16 protein-coding genes are annotated in these 15,686 nt (G+C 68.5%); 10 read left to right on the forward strand and 6 right to left on the reverse strand.

Going from position 1 to position 15,686, the window contains the following annotated elements; all coding sequences use genetic code 11:
* Nucleotides 1–96: 96 nt before the first annotated feature.
* From H7I87_RS11405 to H7I87_RS11415, 3 genes are all read left to right on the forward strand, one after another.
* Nucleotides 97–378, forward strand: coding sequence for a hypothetical protein (locus H7I87_RS11405; protein ID WP_215728668.1), 282 nt, complete (start codon nucleotides 97–99; stop codon nucleotides 376–378).
* A gap of 131 nt (nucleotides 379–509) precedes the next feature.
* Nucleotides 510–1,442: a class I SAM-dependent methyltransferase gene (locus tag H7I87_RS11410; RefSeq protein WP_033719659.1), complete on the forward strand. Its 933-nt coding sequence runs from the start codon at nucleotides 510–512 to the stop codon at nucleotides 1,440–1,442.
* The gene (locus H7I87_RS11415) at nucleotides 1,439–2,077 is read left to right on the forward strand and encodes a class I SAM-dependent methyltransferase (protein ID WP_033726793.1); all 639 of its coding nucleotides are present in this window, start codon (nucleotides 1,439–1,441) and stop codon (nucleotides 2,075–2,077) included. Before H7I87_RS11410 ends, H7I87_RS11415 begins: the two co-directional genes overlap by 4 nt.
* Before the next feature lie 84 nt (nucleotides 2,078–2,161).
* Here the strand turns inward: H7I87_RS11415 and H7I87_RS11420 are convergent, their stop codons facing one another.
* Nucleotides 2,162–2,782: a chitin-binding protein gene (locus H7I87_RS11420; protein ID WP_080708758.1), complete on the reverse strand. Its 621-nt coding sequence runs from the start codon at nucleotides 2,780–2,782 to the stop codon at nucleotides 2,162–2,164.
* A gap of 219 nt (nucleotides 2,783–3,001) precedes the next feature.
* Here H7I87_RS11420 and H7I87_RS11425 point away from each other — a divergent pair, with 219 nt between their 5' ends.
* The 3 genes from H7I87_RS11425 to H7I87_RS11435 all read left to right on the forward strand — a co-directional run bounded on the left by H7I87_RS11425 (nucleotide 3,002) and on the right by H7I87_RS11435 (nucleotide 6,195).
* A complete protein-coding gene (locus H7I87_RS11425; RefSeq protein ID WP_010949468.1) occupies nucleotides 3,002–3,715 on the forward strand; it encodes a VIT1/CCC1 transporter family protein in 714 nt (237 codons plus the stop codon).
* Between the two features lie 98 nt (nucleotides 3,716–3,813).
* Complete coding sequence (locus tag H7I87_RS11430) at nucleotides 3,814–4,656, forward strand: acyl-CoA thioesterase domain-containing protein (protein WP_033726795.1); 843 nt, start codon at nucleotides 3,814–3,816, stop codon at nucleotides 4,654–4,656.
* A gap of 6 nt (nucleotides 4,657–4,662) precedes the next feature.
* Nucleotides 4,663–6,195, forward strand: coding sequence for a class I adenylate-forming enzyme family protein (locus H7I87_RS11435; RefSeq protein WP_023871011.1), 1,533 nt, complete (start codon nucleotides 4,663–4,665; stop codon nucleotides 6,193–6,195).
* A gap of 128 nt (nucleotides 6,196–6,323) precedes the next feature.
* On the opposite strand, the gene H7I87_RS11440 is transcribed toward H7I87_RS11435, so the two are convergent.
* Nucleotides 6,324–6,944, reverse strand: coding sequence for a TIGR03085 family metal-binding protein (locus H7I87_RS11440; RefSeq protein ID WP_023865681.1), 621 nt, complete (start codon nucleotides 6,942–6,944; stop codon nucleotides 6,324–6,326).
* Nucleotides 6,945–7,028: 84 nt separating this feature from the next.
* On the opposite strand from H7I87_RS11440, the gene htpG reads away from it, so the two are divergent.
* The 3 genes from htpG (at nucleotide 7,029) to H7I87_RS11455 (ending at nucleotide 10,374) form a co-directional block, all read left to right on the forward strand.
* Entirely contained in the window at nucleotides 7,029–8,963 is a 1,935-nt protein-coding gene (gene htpG / locus H7I87_RS11445) for a molecular chaperone HtpG (RefSeq protein ID WP_033726796.1), read from the forward strand.
* A 69-nt stretch (nucleotides 8,964–9,032) separates the two neighbouring features.
* Complete coding sequence (locus H7I87_RS11450) at nucleotides 9,033–9,248, forward strand: hypothetical protein (protein ID WP_023861428.1); 216 nt, start codon at nucleotides 9,033–9,035, stop codon at nucleotides 9,246–9,248.
* Between the two features lie 100 nt (nucleotides 9,249–9,348).
* The gene (locus H7I87_RS11455) at nucleotides 9,349–10,374 is read left to right on the forward strand and encodes a TIGR03617 family F420-dependent LLM class oxidoreductase (protein ID WP_033726797.1); all 1,026 of its coding nucleotides are present in this window, start codon (nucleotides 9,349–9,351) and stop codon (nucleotides 10,372–10,374) included.
* Here H7I87_RS11455 and H7I87_RS11460 read toward each other — a convergent pair.
* The 3 genes from H7I87_RS11460 to H7I87_RS11470 all read right to left on the reverse strand — a co-directional run bounded on the left by H7I87_RS11460 (nucleotide 10,364) and on the right by H7I87_RS11470 (nucleotide 14,250).
* A complete protein-coding gene (locus H7I87_RS11460) occupies nucleotides 10,364–12,019 on the reverse strand; it encodes an NRAMP family divalent metal transporter (protein WP_033726798.1) in 1,656 nt (551 codons plus the stop codon). The two genes, H7I87_RS11455 and H7I87_RS11460, sit on opposite strands and share 11 nt — an antisense overlap.
* Nucleotides 12,016–13,338, reverse strand: a complete 1,323-nt coding sequence (locus H7I87_RS11465) for a magnesium transporter MgtE N-terminal domain-containing protein (protein WP_009976356.1) — start codon at nucleotides 13,336–13,338, stop codon at nucleotides 12,016–12,018. The genes H7I87_RS11460 and H7I87_RS11465 overlap by 4 nt, the downstream gene beginning before the upstream one ends.
* A 168-nt stretch (nucleotides 13,339–13,506) precedes the next feature.
* Nucleotides 13,507–14,250 carry a sensor domain-containing protein gene (locus H7I87_RS11470; RefSeq protein ID WP_033719675.1) on the reverse strand — a complete coding sequence of 248 codons (744 nt, stop codon included), beginning with the start codon at nucleotides 14,248–14,250 and terminating at the stop codon, nucleotides 13,507–13,509.
* 140 nt (nucleotides 14,251–14,390) lie between these two features.
* Between H7I87_RS11470 and H7I87_RS11475 the strand changes: the two genes are divergently transcribed.
* Nucleotides 14,391–14,750, forward strand: a complete 360-nt coding sequence (locus H7I87_RS11475; RefSeq protein ID WP_080691834.1) for a bleomycin resistance protein — start codon at nucleotides 14,391–14,393, stop codon at nucleotides 14,748–14,750.
* Here H7I87_RS11475 and H7I87_RS11480 read toward each other — a convergent pair whose 3' ends face one another.
* A complete protein-coding gene (locus H7I87_RS11480) occupies nucleotides 14,751–15,647 on the reverse strand; it encodes a DMT family transporter (RefSeq protein ID WP_033726800.1) in 897 nt (298 codons plus the stop codon). It lies immediately after the preceding gene.
* Nucleotides 15,648–15,686 lie beyond the last annotated feature (39 nt).

Here is a 15,686-nt window from a genome sequence, read left to right on the forward strand (position 1 = left end):
GGCCCGCCGACAGGTCGATTGCCGCACAATGAGTTACGCGGGTCCGACCTACGACGAGTCATCACCGCCCGCCCGGAAGACGAAGTGGAGTCGGCGATGAGAGATCACCTGCGGCGCTGCCTGGTCGGCGCGTTCGCCCTCGTATCGATCGGGTTGCCGGCGACGGCGGTCGCGACGCCGGGGATCAGCCGCGCCGACGGGGACTGCGCCCCGGGCTGGGGCTGGAGCGTCGAACTGAATCAATGCGTGTTCCTGCTGCCGGCCGCGAACGGACCCGGCGGACCGGGAGGACCCGGGGGACCGGGCGGGCCCGGTGGACCGGGCGGACCCGGCGCACCTGGGGGGCCGGGCGCCCCGGGGCATCCCGGCCCGCACTGATACCGTCACCCAGCTGCGGCAACGCCACCCCGGACCGGCGAAATAGCTGGTCGGCGGCGCGCGGGAACTCATCGCGCCGGCCGGTCGTTATATCAGCTAAGTAACCGGTGACTCGAGGGGGTAATAGCCGCATGCCACGCACAGACAACGACACCTGGGACCTTTCCACCAGTGTGGGCGCCACCGCCACGATGGTGGCCGCCGCACGCGCCATCGCGACCAACGCCGACAACCCGCTGATCGAGGACCGATTCGCCGAACCGCTGGTTCGCGCCGTCGGGGTGGATTTCTTCACCCGCTGGGTCACCGGCGACCTCGTCGCCGCCGACGTCGACGACCACGACTCCGGTTGGAAGCTCGAGCACATGCCCGTGGCGATGGCCGCCCGTACCCGCTTCTTCGACTCCTTCTTCCAGGGCGCGACGCAGGCCGGGATTCGGCAGGCGGTGATTCTGGCCTCCGGCCTCGACGCGCGCGCCTACCGGTTGGCCTGGCCGGCCGGTACGACGGTGTTCGAGATCGACCAGCCTCAGGTGATCGAATTCAAGACCGCCACGCTGGCAAAGCTGGGCGCGACCCCGCAGGCCACGCTGCGCACCGTCGCCGTCGACCTGCGCGATGACTGGCCAAAAGCCTTGGTGGAAGCGGGTTTTGACAAGGGCCAGCCCACCGCATGGATCGCCGAGGGGCTGTTCGGCTATTTGCCGCCGGAGGCCCAGGACCGCCTGCTGGACAACATCACCGCACTCAGCGCCGAGGGCAGCCGGCTGGCGTGCGAAGCTATTCCGGACATGTCAGAGGTAGACACCGAGAAGGCTCAAGAGATGATGCGCAGGGCCACCGCGAAATGGCGGGAGCACGGCTTCGACCTGGAATTCGGCGATCTGGGGTATCAGGGCGAGCGCAACGATGTCGCCGTCTACCTGGACGGCCTGGGCTGGCGGTCGGTCGGCGTTCCGATGAGTCAGCTGTTGGCCGACGCCGGACTCGAGGCGATCCCGCAGACCAACGACTCCGTGTCGGTGGCCGACACCATCTACTACAGCTCGGTGCTGGCCAAATGACCGCACCGCAGCGGCGAGGGCTGAACGACGTCGTCACGCGGATGTGGAGCTTCCTGGCGCCGGCGTATGACCTGCCCTTCCTGCAGCAGTGGGTGTACCGGCCTCCGCACAACGAGGTGATAGCCCAGCTGCGCAACCACGGTTCGCGCAGAATCGCCGACATCGCTTGCGGCACAGGGGTACTCAGCGAGCGGATCCAGCGCGAACTGGATCCCGACGAGATCTACGGCGTGGACATGTCCGATGGCATGCTCAACCAGGCGCGGGCGAAATCGGACCGGGTGCAGTGGTTGCGGGCGCCGGCCGAACAGCTCCCGTTTCACGACGGTGCGCTCGACGCCGTCGTGACGACGTCGGCGTTTCACTTCTTCGACCAGCCGGCGGCGTTGCGGGAATTCCATCGCGTGCTGGCCCCCGGGGGGTTGGTGGCCGTCTCGGCGCTCAGTACCCGGCGACCGCTGCTGCAGGCATCCGCCGACAGCAGGTGGAAGCCGCAGCACAACGCGTCGGCTCCCGAGATGCGCAAGCTGTTCGAGGACGCGGGGTTCGTGATCGGCGATCAGCATCGGATCCTGCGACCGGCCTGGACGCGCCTGGTTTCTGACCTGCTGACCGTCGGCACCAAACCCGACTAGTGATGCCGGGACGAAATGCGTTCGCCGGCAACGGCATAACTGACGACGCCTGATCGGCGAGGCGGGTGTCGTTTCAGCTATGGCTCACAGCGGGATCCACACTCCGAAGAACCAGAAGCCCCACTGGTTGAACCCGGGATCCCAGACGGGAGTCTCCTGGTAGCCCCAGTAGTTGATCGGGCCGTAGTCCCAGTGCCCGCCGGGCGGAGGGAGCGGTCGATCCCACGCCGGACGCGGTGGTTCACCCGGTCCCCAGGGGGCGGGTCCGTCGCCCCACGGGGCGCCGTGGAAGTAGCCACGTTGGGGGTCCCCATGCCAGGGACCACCCGGGCCGCCGGGGTGATCGGGCCCGCCCGGCCCACCGGGGCCGCCGGGGTGATCCGGCCCACCCGGGCCGCCGGGACCGCCAGGTCCACCAGGGCCACCGGGATGACCGGGGCCGCCAGGACCGCCAGGCGGCCCACCGGGCCCACCCGGTCCGCCGGGACCGCCCGGTCCACCCGGGTCATTGGGGCCGGTCGGATGGTGGAAATCTCCGGGCTGGGATCCGCCATGGCCGGGACCGCCTGCGGGAGGGGCGCCATGCCCGCCAGGAGGCGGCGGTGCCCCGGGAGCGGCGCCGGCGAACCCGGCGCCCATTCCCAACGCGGCGGCGCCGAGCGCTCCGGCGATGCTCACCCCTCCGACAAATTGCTTCAACCTCACGATGCTTCACCTATCCACTCGGTCCACTCGGGATCTTTGCGAAAGGGGAATTCCTCGAACACCCCCCGACACCACCCAGAGACTAGATAGCTTCCCTATGGACCAGCTGTGTCCCGCCCATGCAAAGCTTTGATCCCGGTCAACCGGCACCCGCGAGCGCTGGTTTGGCAAGGCTATGTTGGCTAGTCGCGCACGGTTTTCGTCTATATCGTTGCCGCCGTGTCGAGTACGCCACACCCGGCCGAACCCCACATCGGTTCGGTGTCGTCGAAGTTGAATTGGCTGCGCGCCGGCGTTCTGGGCGCCAACGATGGAATCGTCTCCACCGCAGGCATTGTCGTGGGCGTCGCCGCGGCCACGGCGCTGCGCGCTCCCATCCTGACTGCCGGCAGCGCCGGACTGGTGGCCGGGGCGGTGTCGATGGCGCTGGGCGAATACGTCTCGGTCAGCACCCAGCGCGATACCGAGAAGGCGCTGCTGATCCAGGAGCATCAGGAGCTGCGTGACGATCCGGCCGCCGAACTCGACGAGCTCGCCGCGCTCTACGAAGCCAAGGGTCTGACCGCGGCGACGGCCCGTACCGTGGCCGAGGAACTCACCGATCAGAATCCGCTGCTGGCCCATGCCGAGGTCGAGCTGGGCATCAATCCCGAGGAGCTGACGAATCCGTGGCATGCCGCGTCGTCCTCGGCGCTCTCGTTCGCCATCGGCGCGTTGCTCCCGTTGATCGCGATTCTGCTGCCGCCGCCGACGTGGCGGATTCCGGTCACCGTCGTGGCGGTGCTCATCGCGCTGGTGATCACCGGCGCGGTATCGGCCCGCCTCGGTGGCGCGCCGCAGCTTCGCGCCGTGGCGCGTAACGCCATCGGAGGCAGCCTCGCACTGGCGGTCACCTACACGATCGGCCACGTGGTCGGCGCCGCGATCGACTGACCACACCGGCGCATCCGCCGACTGGAAGCGCAACTGTAAGATCCACGGTTGCGGTCCTCAGCAGAGGCCGCACAACCCGTCGCGTGAAGGGTCATGCAGTGGCCGAACCCAATGTCGTTCCCGATCAACCTCGCTGGGCTGACGGGCTGCCGTATTTTGTGCGCGACGAAAACGATTTGGTACCAACCGAAATCGCGCGCGGCGGATGGGGGCCATCGCTCAGCGGCCATGTCGTCGGCGGGCTCTTGGCGTGGGCCGTCGAGCAAGCCGCCGCCGACGCCGGCCTGCAACCGGCCCGGTTGACCGTCGACCTGCCCCGGCCGACGGCGCTGGAACCACTCCGGGTGCACACCCAGGTGCGCCACGACCGGCGGCGGTTACGGCTGGTCGAGGGCGTCATCAGCCAAAACGACGCCGTCGTGGCGCAGGCGAGCGCGCTGTTTCTGCGCCGCGGCCCGCAGCCCGACGGGCGGGTCTGGTCACCCCCGGTGCAGATGCCGCCGCTCCCGCCGGACCAGACCTACTCGACGCTTTTCATGCGCACCTACGGCTGGGGCTCGCAGGTGCAGAACCCCGATCCGGACTGGCCGCAGACCGACGGCCCGAAATACACCTGGATACACGAGACGCGCCCGCTGATCGACGACGAGCCGCTCAGCGCATTCACCCGCGCGGCGATGGCCGGTGACATCACCGCGTCGATCGCCAACTGGGGCAGCAAGGCACTGCAGTTCATCAACGCCGACTACACGCTCACGCTGACCCGGTTGCCCGAGGGCGACCACATCGGGCTCGCCTCGCTCACCCACCACAGCCACGACGGCGTTGCCAGCGGCTCGGCCGTCCTGGTCGACACCGCGGGCCCGATCGGCACCGGACTGTCGGTTGCCATCGCGCACTCGGGATTTCATCCGCCGTCCGCCGACCCGTCGGCGCGGTGAGTTCCGGTGACGTTCTGGTCGCTGATTGCCGAGGCCGCACGACGCGGCTCACCCCGGCCACTTCTCGCCGACGAGCACGGCCGCAGCATGACCGCACGTCAGCTCTACGACGCCGCATGCGTCGCCGCGGCCGCGCTGGCCGAGCGGGGAGTCCGCCCGGGCGCCGTCGTGTCCTGGCAGTTGCCCACCACGCTGGAGACCATGGTGCTGATGGCCGCGCTGGCCCGACTCGGCGCGGTGCAGAACCCGATCATCCCGGTCCTGCGGGAAAGCGAAGTGCGCTTCATCACCGGCCAGCTGAACACCGAATACTTTGTGGCGCCTGGGCTTTGGCGCGGCTTCGATCACGGTGGGCTGGCTCGGGCACTGTCGGCCGAACGGGGCTTCGAGGTCATCACCGTCGACCTGGCGGCACCGCCGGCCACCGGTGCGCTGCGCCTGCCCGGCGCCGATCCTTATTCCCTGCCGGCGCCGCCGCAATCCGCCGACGAGGCGCGCTGGATCTACTACTCGTCGGGGACCACCGCCGCTCCCAAGGGGATTCGCCATACCGACAGCTCGGTCATCGCCGGCTCGGCGGGGGTGGTCGGCATGGTGGGGGCCACCAGCAGCGACGTCGATCCGATCGCCTTTCCGGTCGCACACATCGGCGGGGCCGCGATGCTGGCCACCGCACTGCTGACCGGCATGCGGTTAGCGCTGTTCGAGGCGTTCGACCCGGCGGCCACTCCGCTGGCCATCGCCGCACATAATCCGACGTTCCTGGGCACCGCGACGCCCTTCTTCGTCGCCTACCTCGAAGCCCAACGGGCCCAAGGGAATCGGCCACTATTCCCGTCGCTGCGGGGATGCCTGGCCGGAGGCGCACCCATCACCGCCGAGTTGAGTCGACGGGTCCGCGACACCTTCGGGGTGGCCGGCATCGCCAACGCCTGGGGAATGACCGAGTTCCCCTGCGCGACATCCCCGTCGCTGACCGCGGCACCCGAGGTGCTCGACCATACCGTGGGGCCGCCGGTGCCCGGCGTCGAAGTCCGCGTGGTCGACGGCGCAGAGAATGAACTGCCCGCCGGGCAGGAAGGCGAGCTGCGGCTCAAGGGACCCCAGTGCTTCCTCGGCTACGCCGACCCGACGCTGGACGCCGACGCCTTCGACGACCAGGGCTGGCTGCGCACCGGCGATCTCGGCCTGATCGACGCCGACGGCAACGTCCGCGTCACGGGCCGCACCAAAGACGCGATTATCCGCAATGCGGAGAACATCTCGGCCCTCGAGATCGAGAACGCACTCGCGGCGCATCCCGCCGTCGCCGACGTCGCCGTCATCGGGATCCCCGACCCGCGCACCGGCGAACGGGTCTGCGCCGTCGTGGTACCCGCGACGGCCGAGGGCGTCACGCTGGAATCCCTTGTGCAACACTGCCGATCACGCGGGCTGAGCCGCTACAAACACCCCGAGCGCCTCGTCGTCGTCGACACCCTCCCGCGCAACCAGTTCGGCAAGGTGATCAAGAAGGACCTGCGCGACGCCTTCGGGTGATGCTGGACGCCTGGGCCCGGCACGCTTATTCGCGCGGATGTAACGCCACGGCGAGATTTCGCCCGGATTTCCGCCGTGGCGTTACGAGCGCGGACCGAGCGCGGACATGCGCGGACGTGCGCGGACGGCTAGAGGCCCTTGGGGGCGTCGCGGACCGCCTGCACCGCCGCCGCGTCACCCTCGAGGTCGACCCGGGCGGCTCGCCCCACGGCGAACAGCAGCAGCTCCTCGGGCGCCCCGGTCACCGTGACCGCCGGGCCCCGCCCGGCGGTGAGCACGGTCTTGCCCTCCGGGGTGCGCAACGCCACCCGGGCGGGCACTTTGGCCAGGGTGAGCCGGGCCATCAGCGGCAGGGTGCGTCGCAGCGTGCGGGCCAGCGCCGGCTCCAGCGCACGCGGCGTCCAATCCGGCTGGGCGCGTCGCACATCCTCGTGGTGGATGAACATCTCGCCCACATTGGCGACCGGGTCCAGCAACTTGAACGGGGAGTAGACCGGCGGGCCGGCGGCGACCTTGTCCAGCAACTCGTCCCAGTCGTTCTGCGCAGCGACCTGGCTCTGCACCTTGGCGGTGTGCGAGGCCAAGAACGGGATCATGATGCCCGGCGTCGCGTCGGGCCGATACTCCCGGATCACCAGGTGCGCCGCCAGGTCCCGCGTCGTCCAGCCCTCGCACAGGGTGGGCGCATCCGGGCCGACGCCACGCAGAGTTTCCACCAGGGCGGCGCGTTCCCGTCGAGCAACAGACATGGGTTCAGCGTAGGGCCAGCCCCCGGGCGGCGACCATCGATTACTCGGTAAATTTGAAACGTCAAGTTGTCGAAGGGGAATGCCATGAACGCGCGCGTCGAGCAGTTGGAGTTTCAAGCCGAGGCTCGGCAACTGCTGGATCTGATGGTCCACTCCGTCTACTCCAACAAGGACTCGTTCCTGCGGGAGTTGATCTCGAACGCTTCCGACGCACTGGACAAGCTGCGGCTGGAAGCCTTCCGCAACAAGGACCTCGACGTCGACACCTCCGACCTGCACATCCAGATCGAGGTGGACAAGGATGCGCGCACCCTGACCATCCGCGACAACGGCATCGGCATGACCCGCGCCGAGGTGGTCGACCTGATCGGCACCCTGGCCAAGTCGGGCACCGCCGAACTGCGCCAACAACTCCGCGAAGCCAAGAACGCCCAGAACGAAGCCGCCTCAGAGGAACTCATCGGCCAGTTCGGCATCGGCTTCTACTCCAGCTTCATGGTGGCCGACAAGGTCGAACTGCTCACCCGCAAGGCCGGCGAGAGCGAGGCCACCAAGTGGGAGTCGAGCGGCGAGGGCACCTACACCATCGAATCGGTCGAGAACGCCCCGCAGGGAACCTCGGTCACCCTGCATCTGAAGCCCGAGGACACCGAGGACGAGCTGCACGACTACACCTCGGAGTTCAAGATCAAGAGCCTGGTCAAGAAGTACTCCGACTTCATCGCCTGGCCCATCCGGATGGAGGTGGAGCGGCGCACGCCCGCCACCGAAGAGGGCGGCGAGGAGACCGTCACCCGGGAGGTCGAGACCCTCAACTCGATGAAGGCCCTGTGGGCCCGGCCCAAGGACGAGGTCTCCGAGGAGGAGTACAAGGAGTTCTACAAGCACATCGCGCACGCCTGGGACGACCCGCTCGAGGTCATCGCGATGAAGGCCGAGGGCACCTTCGAGTACCAGGCGCTGCTGTTCATCCCGTCCCACGCCCCGTTCGACCTGTTCAACCGGGACGCGCACACCGGCATCCAGCTCTACGTCAAGCGGGTGTTCATCATGGGTGACTGCGACCAGCTGATGCCCGAATACCTGCGCTTCGTCAAGGGTGTCGTTGACGCACAGGACATGTCGCTCAACGTGTCCCGCGAGATCCTGCAACAGGACCGGCAGATCAAGGCCATCCGGCGGCGGCTGACCAAGAAGGTCCTGTCCACCATCAAGGACCTGCAATCCGAGCGGCCAGACGACTACCGGACCTTCTGGACCCAGTTCGGCCGGGTGGTCAAGGAGGGTCTGCTGTCGGACTTCGACAACCAGGAGACGCTGCTGCAGCTCTGCTCCTTCGCCTCGACGCACAGCGAGGAGGAGGCCACCACGCTGGCCCAGTACGTCGAGCGGATGAAGGAAGGGCAGACGCAGATCTTCTACGCCACCGGCGAAACGCGCCAGCAGATCCTCAAGTCGCCGCATCTGGAGGCGTTCAAGGCCAAGGGCTACGAGGTGCTGCTGCTCACCGACCCGGTCGACGAGGTCTGGGTGGGAACCGTCACCGAGTTCGACGGCAAGCCGCTGCAGTCAATCGCCAAGGGCGAGGTGGACCTGAGCGCCGAGGGCGAGGAGAGCCAGGCCGAGCGGGAAGAGCAGCAGAAGGAATTCGCCGATCTGCTCGCCTGGCTTAAGGACACCCTGTCCGACCACGTCAAGGAGGTCCGGCTGTCCAACCGGCTGACCGACTCGCCGGCCTGCCTGATCACCGACGCCTTCGGCATCACACCGGCGCTGGCCCGGCTCTACCGCGCCTCCGGGCAGGACATTCCGGTGGGCAAGCGAATACTGGAACTCAATCCCAAGCACCCACTGGTCACCGGCCTGCGCCAAGCCCACCAGGACCGCGCCGACGATCCGTCCGTCGCCGAGACCGCGGAATTGCTTTACGGCACAGCGCTTCTGGCCGAGGGAGGCGCCCTCGACGACCCGGCCCGGTTCGCCGAGATACTGGCCGACCGGTTGGCCCGCACCCTGTAGCCCCGGGCCGCCGCGGCAAATCGGCGAATTCGGGGATTGAAAAGCGCCGGGCAGGGATACTTAAGTCCCATGGCCGAGTTCCGCGTGATCGACCCGCACGGGCGGGTGGTCGCGACGCAGAATTTCGCCAACGCCGAGGCCGCACACGCCTGGTTCGTCCACTCGGTCGGCGGCAACACCGAGCTGGGTTGGCGCATGGAGGTCAACGACGACGGGCAGTGGGCGTTCTTCGATGACACCGAGGGCTTCACCGCCCCGGTGAGTCGACGGCCCGAACGGCGCTGAATCCGGCTCCCGGAGACCGAACATGATGGGCGCCAACCTGATTGGGTGACCCACCGCCGCCGTCGCGAGACGGCAGTGACGCGCCGCGTACGCTCCCACCATGCACGTCGACGCGATGACCGTTCCGCAGCCGCTCGGCCAGATCGGCGACCTGGCCCGGCGAACCCAATCCGCCGGGTTCTCCGGGCTGTTGTTCACCGAGACGGGCCGCACCGCCTACCTGAACGCCGCCGTGGCGTCGCAGGCCGCGCCCGGGCTCGAGCTGTCCACCGGCGTCGCGGTGGCATTCCCGCGCAGCCCCTTCGTCACCGCCGCGGTGGCGTGGGAACTGCAGGAAGCCACCAAAGGCCGCTTCCGGCTGGGGTTGGGCACCCAGGTGCGCACCCACGTGGTCCGGCGCTACGGTGCCGCCTTCGAGCGGCCCGGCCCCCGGCTGCGCGACTACCTGCTCGCCGTCAAGGCGTGCTTCGCGGCGTTTCGGTCCGGCACGCTCCAGCACCACGGCGACTTCTACGACCTCGACTTCATCACCCCGCAGTGGAGCCCGGGACCCATCGACGCGCCCGACCCCAAAGTCGATATCGCGGCGGTGAATCCGTGGATGCTGCGGATGGCGGGCGAAGTGGCCGACGGCGTGCACGTCCATCCGATCGGCGAACCGGGCTACCTCGCCCGTCACGTCCTGCCGACGGTCGCCGAGGGCGCGGCCAAGGCGGGACGCTCACCGTCGGACATCGCGATCATCGTCCCCGTGATGACGATCGTCGGGGACAGCGACGAGGAGCGCGACCAACAGCGCGAAGCCGTGCGCGCCAGCATGGCCTTCTACGGCAGCACGCCGAACTACGCGTTCATCTGGGACGAAGCCGGGTTCGAGGGCACCACCGCCCGCATCCGCGAGAAGCAGAAGGCCGGCGACTACGCCGGGATGGCCGCCCAGGTCAGCGACGACCACATCGCCGTCTTCGCCACCGAGTCGACGTGGGACGGGTTGGCCGACGCGCTGATCGAGAAATACTCCGGCACCGCAACACGTCTGGTCATGTACAACTCGGCGGCCGACCCGGAGCGCTTCGAGCGGTACGGCGAGGTGGCCCGCCGGATACAGCACGCGGTCAGCGGCTGAGCTGAATCGCCTTGACCACCAGCAGCAACGCGCCGACGACCAGGTAGCCGCGCAGGGCGATCATCGCCAGCCGGGTTCCGGGCGACCAGGTGACCGGCTCGAGCAGCGCCAGCGGCGGCATCCGCCAGGTGCTGCGGTCGACGCCGCGCGCCGGAAGCCGCGGGCCGGGTCGCGCGGGCTGACGACGGGCAAGCCAGCGCAGCACCGGGGCCGCACCGGCCGCCAGGATGATCAACGCCAGCGTCAGATAGCCGGCGACGGCGACGACGTTGAGGTCGGGGAACAAGGTGGTGGCCATCAAGATCCCGGACAGCAGCAGCAAAGTGCCGACGATCAATCCGGCGACCCAGTTCAGCCAGGCGCGATTGACCCACGGCCCCAACACTTCTCGGTCATTGCACAGCAACAGCAGAAAGACGCTGGCGCTGGGCAGCAGCAGACCGGCGAGGGCCTGCACCGCGGTGGTGATCAACCCCAGCGGAGCGCCCGGGATCAGCACGATGGCCGCGGCCACCACCACCATCGCGGTGTAGGACAGATAGAACTGTTTGGCGTCGGCGAAGCCGCGATGCAGCGAATGCTTCAGCCCGAACACGTCACCGAAGGCGTAGCTGGTGGCCAGGGTGACCGCGGCGGCGCCGATGATCGAGGCATCCATCAGCACGATGGCGAAGATCGAGCCGAGCACCTGACGGTGTTGACCCAGCAGGTGCGCGGTCGCGCCGGCGTCGGTGAAGCCACCCACGGTGTCGGTGGAGCGGGCCGCCCAGTCACCGGTCATCACCAGCGCCGCGGCGCCGATCACCACGACGAACGCGCCCAGCACGGTGTCCGCGCGCTCGTAACCCATGAACCGGGGCGTGATGCGCTTGTCGACCACATTGGACTGCTGAAAGAACAACTGCCACGGCGCCACCGTGGTGCCCACGATGGCGATGATCAGCAGCACCGCGTCCGAGCTGACCCCACCCGAAATGCTGGGCACCACAAAGGCCTTCGCGGCGCGTCCCCACTGCGGGTGCGACATCAGCAGCATCGGGATCTGCAGCAGGGTGATCGCGATGAAAATGAACATGGCCCGCTCCCACCGGCGGAAGCTGCCGCTTGCCATGATCGCCACCAGCGCCACCGCCGACACCGGCACCACAACGTATTTCGAGACGCCGATGTACTCGGCGGCCAGGCTGATGCCGATGAACTCGGTGACGATGGTCAAGAAATTGAGCAAGAACAGGTCGCCGACCGAGAACCAGCCCCAGCCCCGGCCGAAGCGCTCGTTGATCAGCCGCGCGTGCCCCACCCCGGTGACCGCGCCGAGGCGCACCACCATCTCCTGGTTGACGATGAGCACGGGTACCAGCAGCAGCAACACCCACAGCAGCGAGTAGCCGTAGTTCTGGCCGGCTTGGGCGTAGGTGGCCACCCCGCCCGCGTCGTTGTCGCCGACCATCACGATGATGCCCGGGCCGACGATGGCGAGCAGGGTCAGCAGCCGCGTCTTCCAGGTTCGGGCGTGTTCGGTCTCGCCGACCCGGATGCGGCCGAATGCGCCCTCGATGTCGCCCAAATGCGCGCTGTCGAGCACCGCCGTGCCCCGGGGTTCCACCGGCTCGGCGCGGCGGGTGTTCTCGCCGGCTGAGCTCACGGTGCGTTACCTCCGGGCAGCGGGCGGTCCTCAGCGGTGGTGATTTCGCGGATCGGGCGGGGCGCGGGCTCTCGGCGGCGCCAGTCTTCGGGGATGGTGGCCTCCAGCACGTCGTCGACGGTCACCACGCCGAGCAGGTGGTCCTGCTCGTCGACGACGGGGATCGAGTAGAGGTTGAAATCGGCCATCAGCAACGCGATGTCGGTCAGGTCGGCGTCGGCGTTGACCCGCACCGGATCGGAATCCATCAGCCGCTCAAGGGTTTCGGAGGGATCGACCTGTAGCAGGGTGATCACCGAAACGACGCCGTCGAGCCGGCGGTCCTCGTCGAGCACGTGCACCTTGATCAGCGCCTCGGGCTGAATGCTGTGCGAGGAGGCGATCAACGCCAGCGCCTCGGCCGCCGTGGCGCTGGCCGCGCAGGAGACCGAGTCGACGTTCATCAGCCCGCCGGCGCTTTCGGGGTTGAAACCCATCAACGTGATGACCTTGGTGCGTTGCGGGGCGGGCATCAGGTCGAGCACGCGGCGGCGCCGCGACTGGCGCAGATCGACGATCGCGTCGGCGGCGTCGTCGGCGCGCATCCGCCCCAGCAACGCGGCGACCTCGTCATCGGGCATCTCGTCGAGCAGCCGGCTGGCCTTCTCCGGGTCCAGCTCTTCGAAGACGTCGGCTTCCAGTTCGGGGTCGCTGTGCACCCGGTCCAGGATCTCGCCGCCCTCGGCCTTGTCGGCTTCTTCCAGCAGGTCCGCGATCTCGGCGGCCTTGAGCTCGCCGAACCGGTCCGACAGCCGGCGCACCGCATCGGAGCGGGCGTGGCCGATCAGCGGCTCGAACGCCTTCCAGTCGCGCGACGCGTGGCCCCCGGAGTGCTTGATCAGCCCGAACAACCGGGGCGGACGGCGGGTGTCCAGCCGGGCGACCATCCAGCCGGCGGCGGTCTGCTCGAGTTCGATGTCGTAGGCGCGCACCAGCTCGACGGTGGCCACGTCGATCAGCCGGTGGCCCAACACGTCGGTGCGCAACAACACCTCGCCTTCCCGGCGTTCGAAGCCGCGAAGGTCAATCTTGTTCTTGGTCAACAGGACTCGGTCCGCGGAGTATTCGTGAATCGATTTGTCGCCGACGAACACCCGCCGCCCGCCGACGCCGGCCACGATCCCGGTCACCAGCGGGTACTCGTCGGCTCCGCGCAGCCGCACGATCACGTCCTCGACCCGGCCCACCGTTTCGCCCGAGCGCGCCAGCACCGGCGCCCGCAGCAGTTGCGAGAGATGGATGACCGGCTGCCCGGGGGCCTTGTCCTCCGATGTGCCCACGTATCCCTCCTCAAGGCGGTACGACCGAACCCGCCGACAACCTACCCCGAATCCAGGCCGTGCTGGCGGCTACCGCGTCAATGTGGCCGGGCCGCCAGAGCGTACGCCGCGGTCGCGGTGGATGGCTACCACCAATAGGTAAACGGCAGAAGGCTATTGGGGTCGCCGCTACTGTTTGTCGACCTTTCCGGCGATCTGTTTGGCAATGTCGATGCCGAGGTCGCCGACGTCCTTGCGGCACGCGTCGACGTCGATGACGACGTTGTTGCGGGCGGTCAGCGCACGCTGACAGGGCATCGTCACGTTCACGCCGTTGCCGTTGACGGTCACGGTCACCTGGGTGCTCAGCATCCCGTTGGCGTTGGTTACCGGCCCCACCTTCCAACGCAGTTCCGGGTTGGTGCCGTCGGTGGGAACCGTGTCCTGGCGATTGGCGCACGCGGGCCAACGCGCAGACGAGGCGGACAGGAAGGCGCTCGCCTGCTCGGGGGAGGGAAACAACACGACAAATTGGTACACCTCAGGGCTTTCCAGTTGATTGGCGCCCGCGGGGGTGGGCGCCAGGTCGTGGTAGCCGTAGACCGCGGTGCTGCCGCTGCCGGCGTATTCGGATGCCAGGCCGGCGTGCGTGGTGTATTTGCATTCGGCGGGGAAGGTGTAATCGGTGCGCCGGACGGGATCTTCTCCGAGCGCGGTGAACGGGGGATCGCTCGTCGTCCCGGTCACGCCCAGCGCGGTGTCGATGTCGTTGGGGCTGAGCATCAGGTCGGGCAGCGCGCCCCGAGCCAGCGGCGTCTTGGGTGAGGCCGTGCTGCCGGTGGCCGTCGACGAGGGGGCGGCGCCGTGATTGCCGGCGCCGCAGCCGGCGACGAGCATTCCGGTGGCGGCGAGTGTTGCGGCTAATCGGCGCACAGTTCAGTGCCCTTCCCGCGCGAGTCGGCTCCCCATTTTTCGGAGCTTACGACAGCAGGGCGGTGCCAACTGCGAATTCGCGACAGCTGCGCCCGGTTGGACGATGCTGAACCACGGGCTATGTTCGCCGGGTGTCTGTTGTGCAGTTCACCTCGGTGTCGCCGATCGTCCCGGTCCGAGACCTCGATGTCGCCCTGGACCGGTATCGCCGGCTCGGATTCGACGCGCGGGCATACCAGGGCCCCGAGCGGTACGGTTTCGCCGACCGCGGATCGGTGTCGATCCACCTGACCGAATGGGACGAGCACGACCCGTCGCGCACGGCCGCCAGCGTCTACTTCTACGTCAGTGACGCCGACGCCCTGTATGCGGAGTGGGCGGCGTTGGACAATCTCGGCGGGCGCCTGTTGGCTCCGCACGACACACCGTACGGTTTGCGCGAATTCGCCTACGTGGACCCCGACGGCACCGCGCACCGGGTCGGCTCGCCGCGCACCTGATCACGTCTTTTCCGTTGAGAACGGCGGAATTTCGTCAGCTGTTGGGGCGGAGGCGGCCTGGCTGCGGGCCAGCGCCACCGTCGTGGCCGCCATCACCGCCACCGAGATGCCCAGTGCCACCAGGCCGATGCCGTTGGTCCGCAACGTTTCACCGAGCACGGTGACGCCGAGCACCGACCCGATGACCGGCTCGGCGACGGTCACCGCCGGAAGCGACGCCGTCAGCGGGCCGGCCCGGAACGCCGACTGCTCCCAGGCGGTGGCCGCGATGGCCAGCAGCACCCACACATACAGCTCGGGTGTGCGCAGCAATGCCGGGATGCCGCGGTCGAGTTGGTCGACCACGCCCTTGGTCAGCACCGCAAACAGGCCCCACAGCGAACCGGACATCAGGCCGAGCAACAACGCGGCGACCGGGCCGGGATACAGGCGTGCGCCGAGCACGCACCCAATCAGCGCCGGCCCCATGACCAGTGCCACGATCGTCCACGTCTGCAGCGATCCCCGCGGGGTTCCCTCCTGCGGGTCGCCCACCGTGACCACCACCGCGACGGCGGCGGCCAGCAGTAGCGCCCAAACCGCTTGCCGCCCAGTGATTCTGCGGCGGTTCACCCGCGCGCTGATCAGCAGGGCGAACAGCAACGACGTCACCAACAGCGCCTGCACCAATACCACCGAGCCGAAACCCAGCGCTGCGGCCTGAAAGCCGAATCCGCCGGCGGCCACCAGGCTTCCGGTCCACCAGCGCCGGTCCCGCAGCAGTCGGCGAAACAGCGCGACGGTGCCGACCGGTTGATCCGTGACCTGCTGAGCCGATTGCTGTTGGGCGACGTCGCCCGCACCCACCATGAGGGCGGCCGCGACCGCGAGCACCGTCGCGATGTCCGTTCTGCCCACTAGCTCTCTTCCGTGTGTATCGACACCCGCAACCCGAGT

Source organism: Mycobacterium timonense (genome assembly GCF_025821985.1).
GTDB classification, from domain to species: domain Bacteria; phylum Actinomycetota; class Actinomycetes; order Mycobacteriales; family Mycobacteriaceae; genus Mycobacterium; species Mycobacterium avium.

Excerpts from the sequence above, each read along its gene's own strand:
- H7I87_RS11450 (WP_023861428.1), top strand. The coding sequence starts at position 9,033 with ATGGCCGAGTTCCGCGTGATCGACCCGCACGGGCGGGTGGTCGCGACG.
- H7I87_RS11405 (WP_215728668.1), top strand. The coding sequence starts at position 97 with ATGAGAGATCACCTGCGGCGCTGCCTGGTCGGCGCGTTCGCCCTCGTA.
- H7I87_RS11415 (WP_033726793.1), top strand. The coding sequence starts at position 1,439 with ATGACCGCACCGCAGCGGCGAGGGCTGAACGACGTCGTCACGCGGATG.
- htpG (WP_033726796.1), top strand. The coding sequence starts at position 7,029 with ATGAACGCGCGCGTCGAGCAGTTGGAGTTTCAAGCCGAGGCTCGGCAA.
- H7I87_RS11440 (WP_023865681.1), bottom strand. The coding sequence starts at position 6,944 with ATGTCTGTTGCTCGACGGGAACGCGCCGCCCTGGTGGAAACTCTGCGT.
- H7I87_RS11455 (WP_033726797.1), top strand. The coding sequence starts at position 9,349 with ATGCACGTCGACGCGATGACCGTTCCGCAGCCGCTCGGCCAGATCGGC.
- H7I87_RS11410 (WP_033719659.1), top strand. The coding sequence starts at position 510 with ATGCCACGCACAGACAACGACACCTGGGACCTTTCCACCAGTGTGGGC.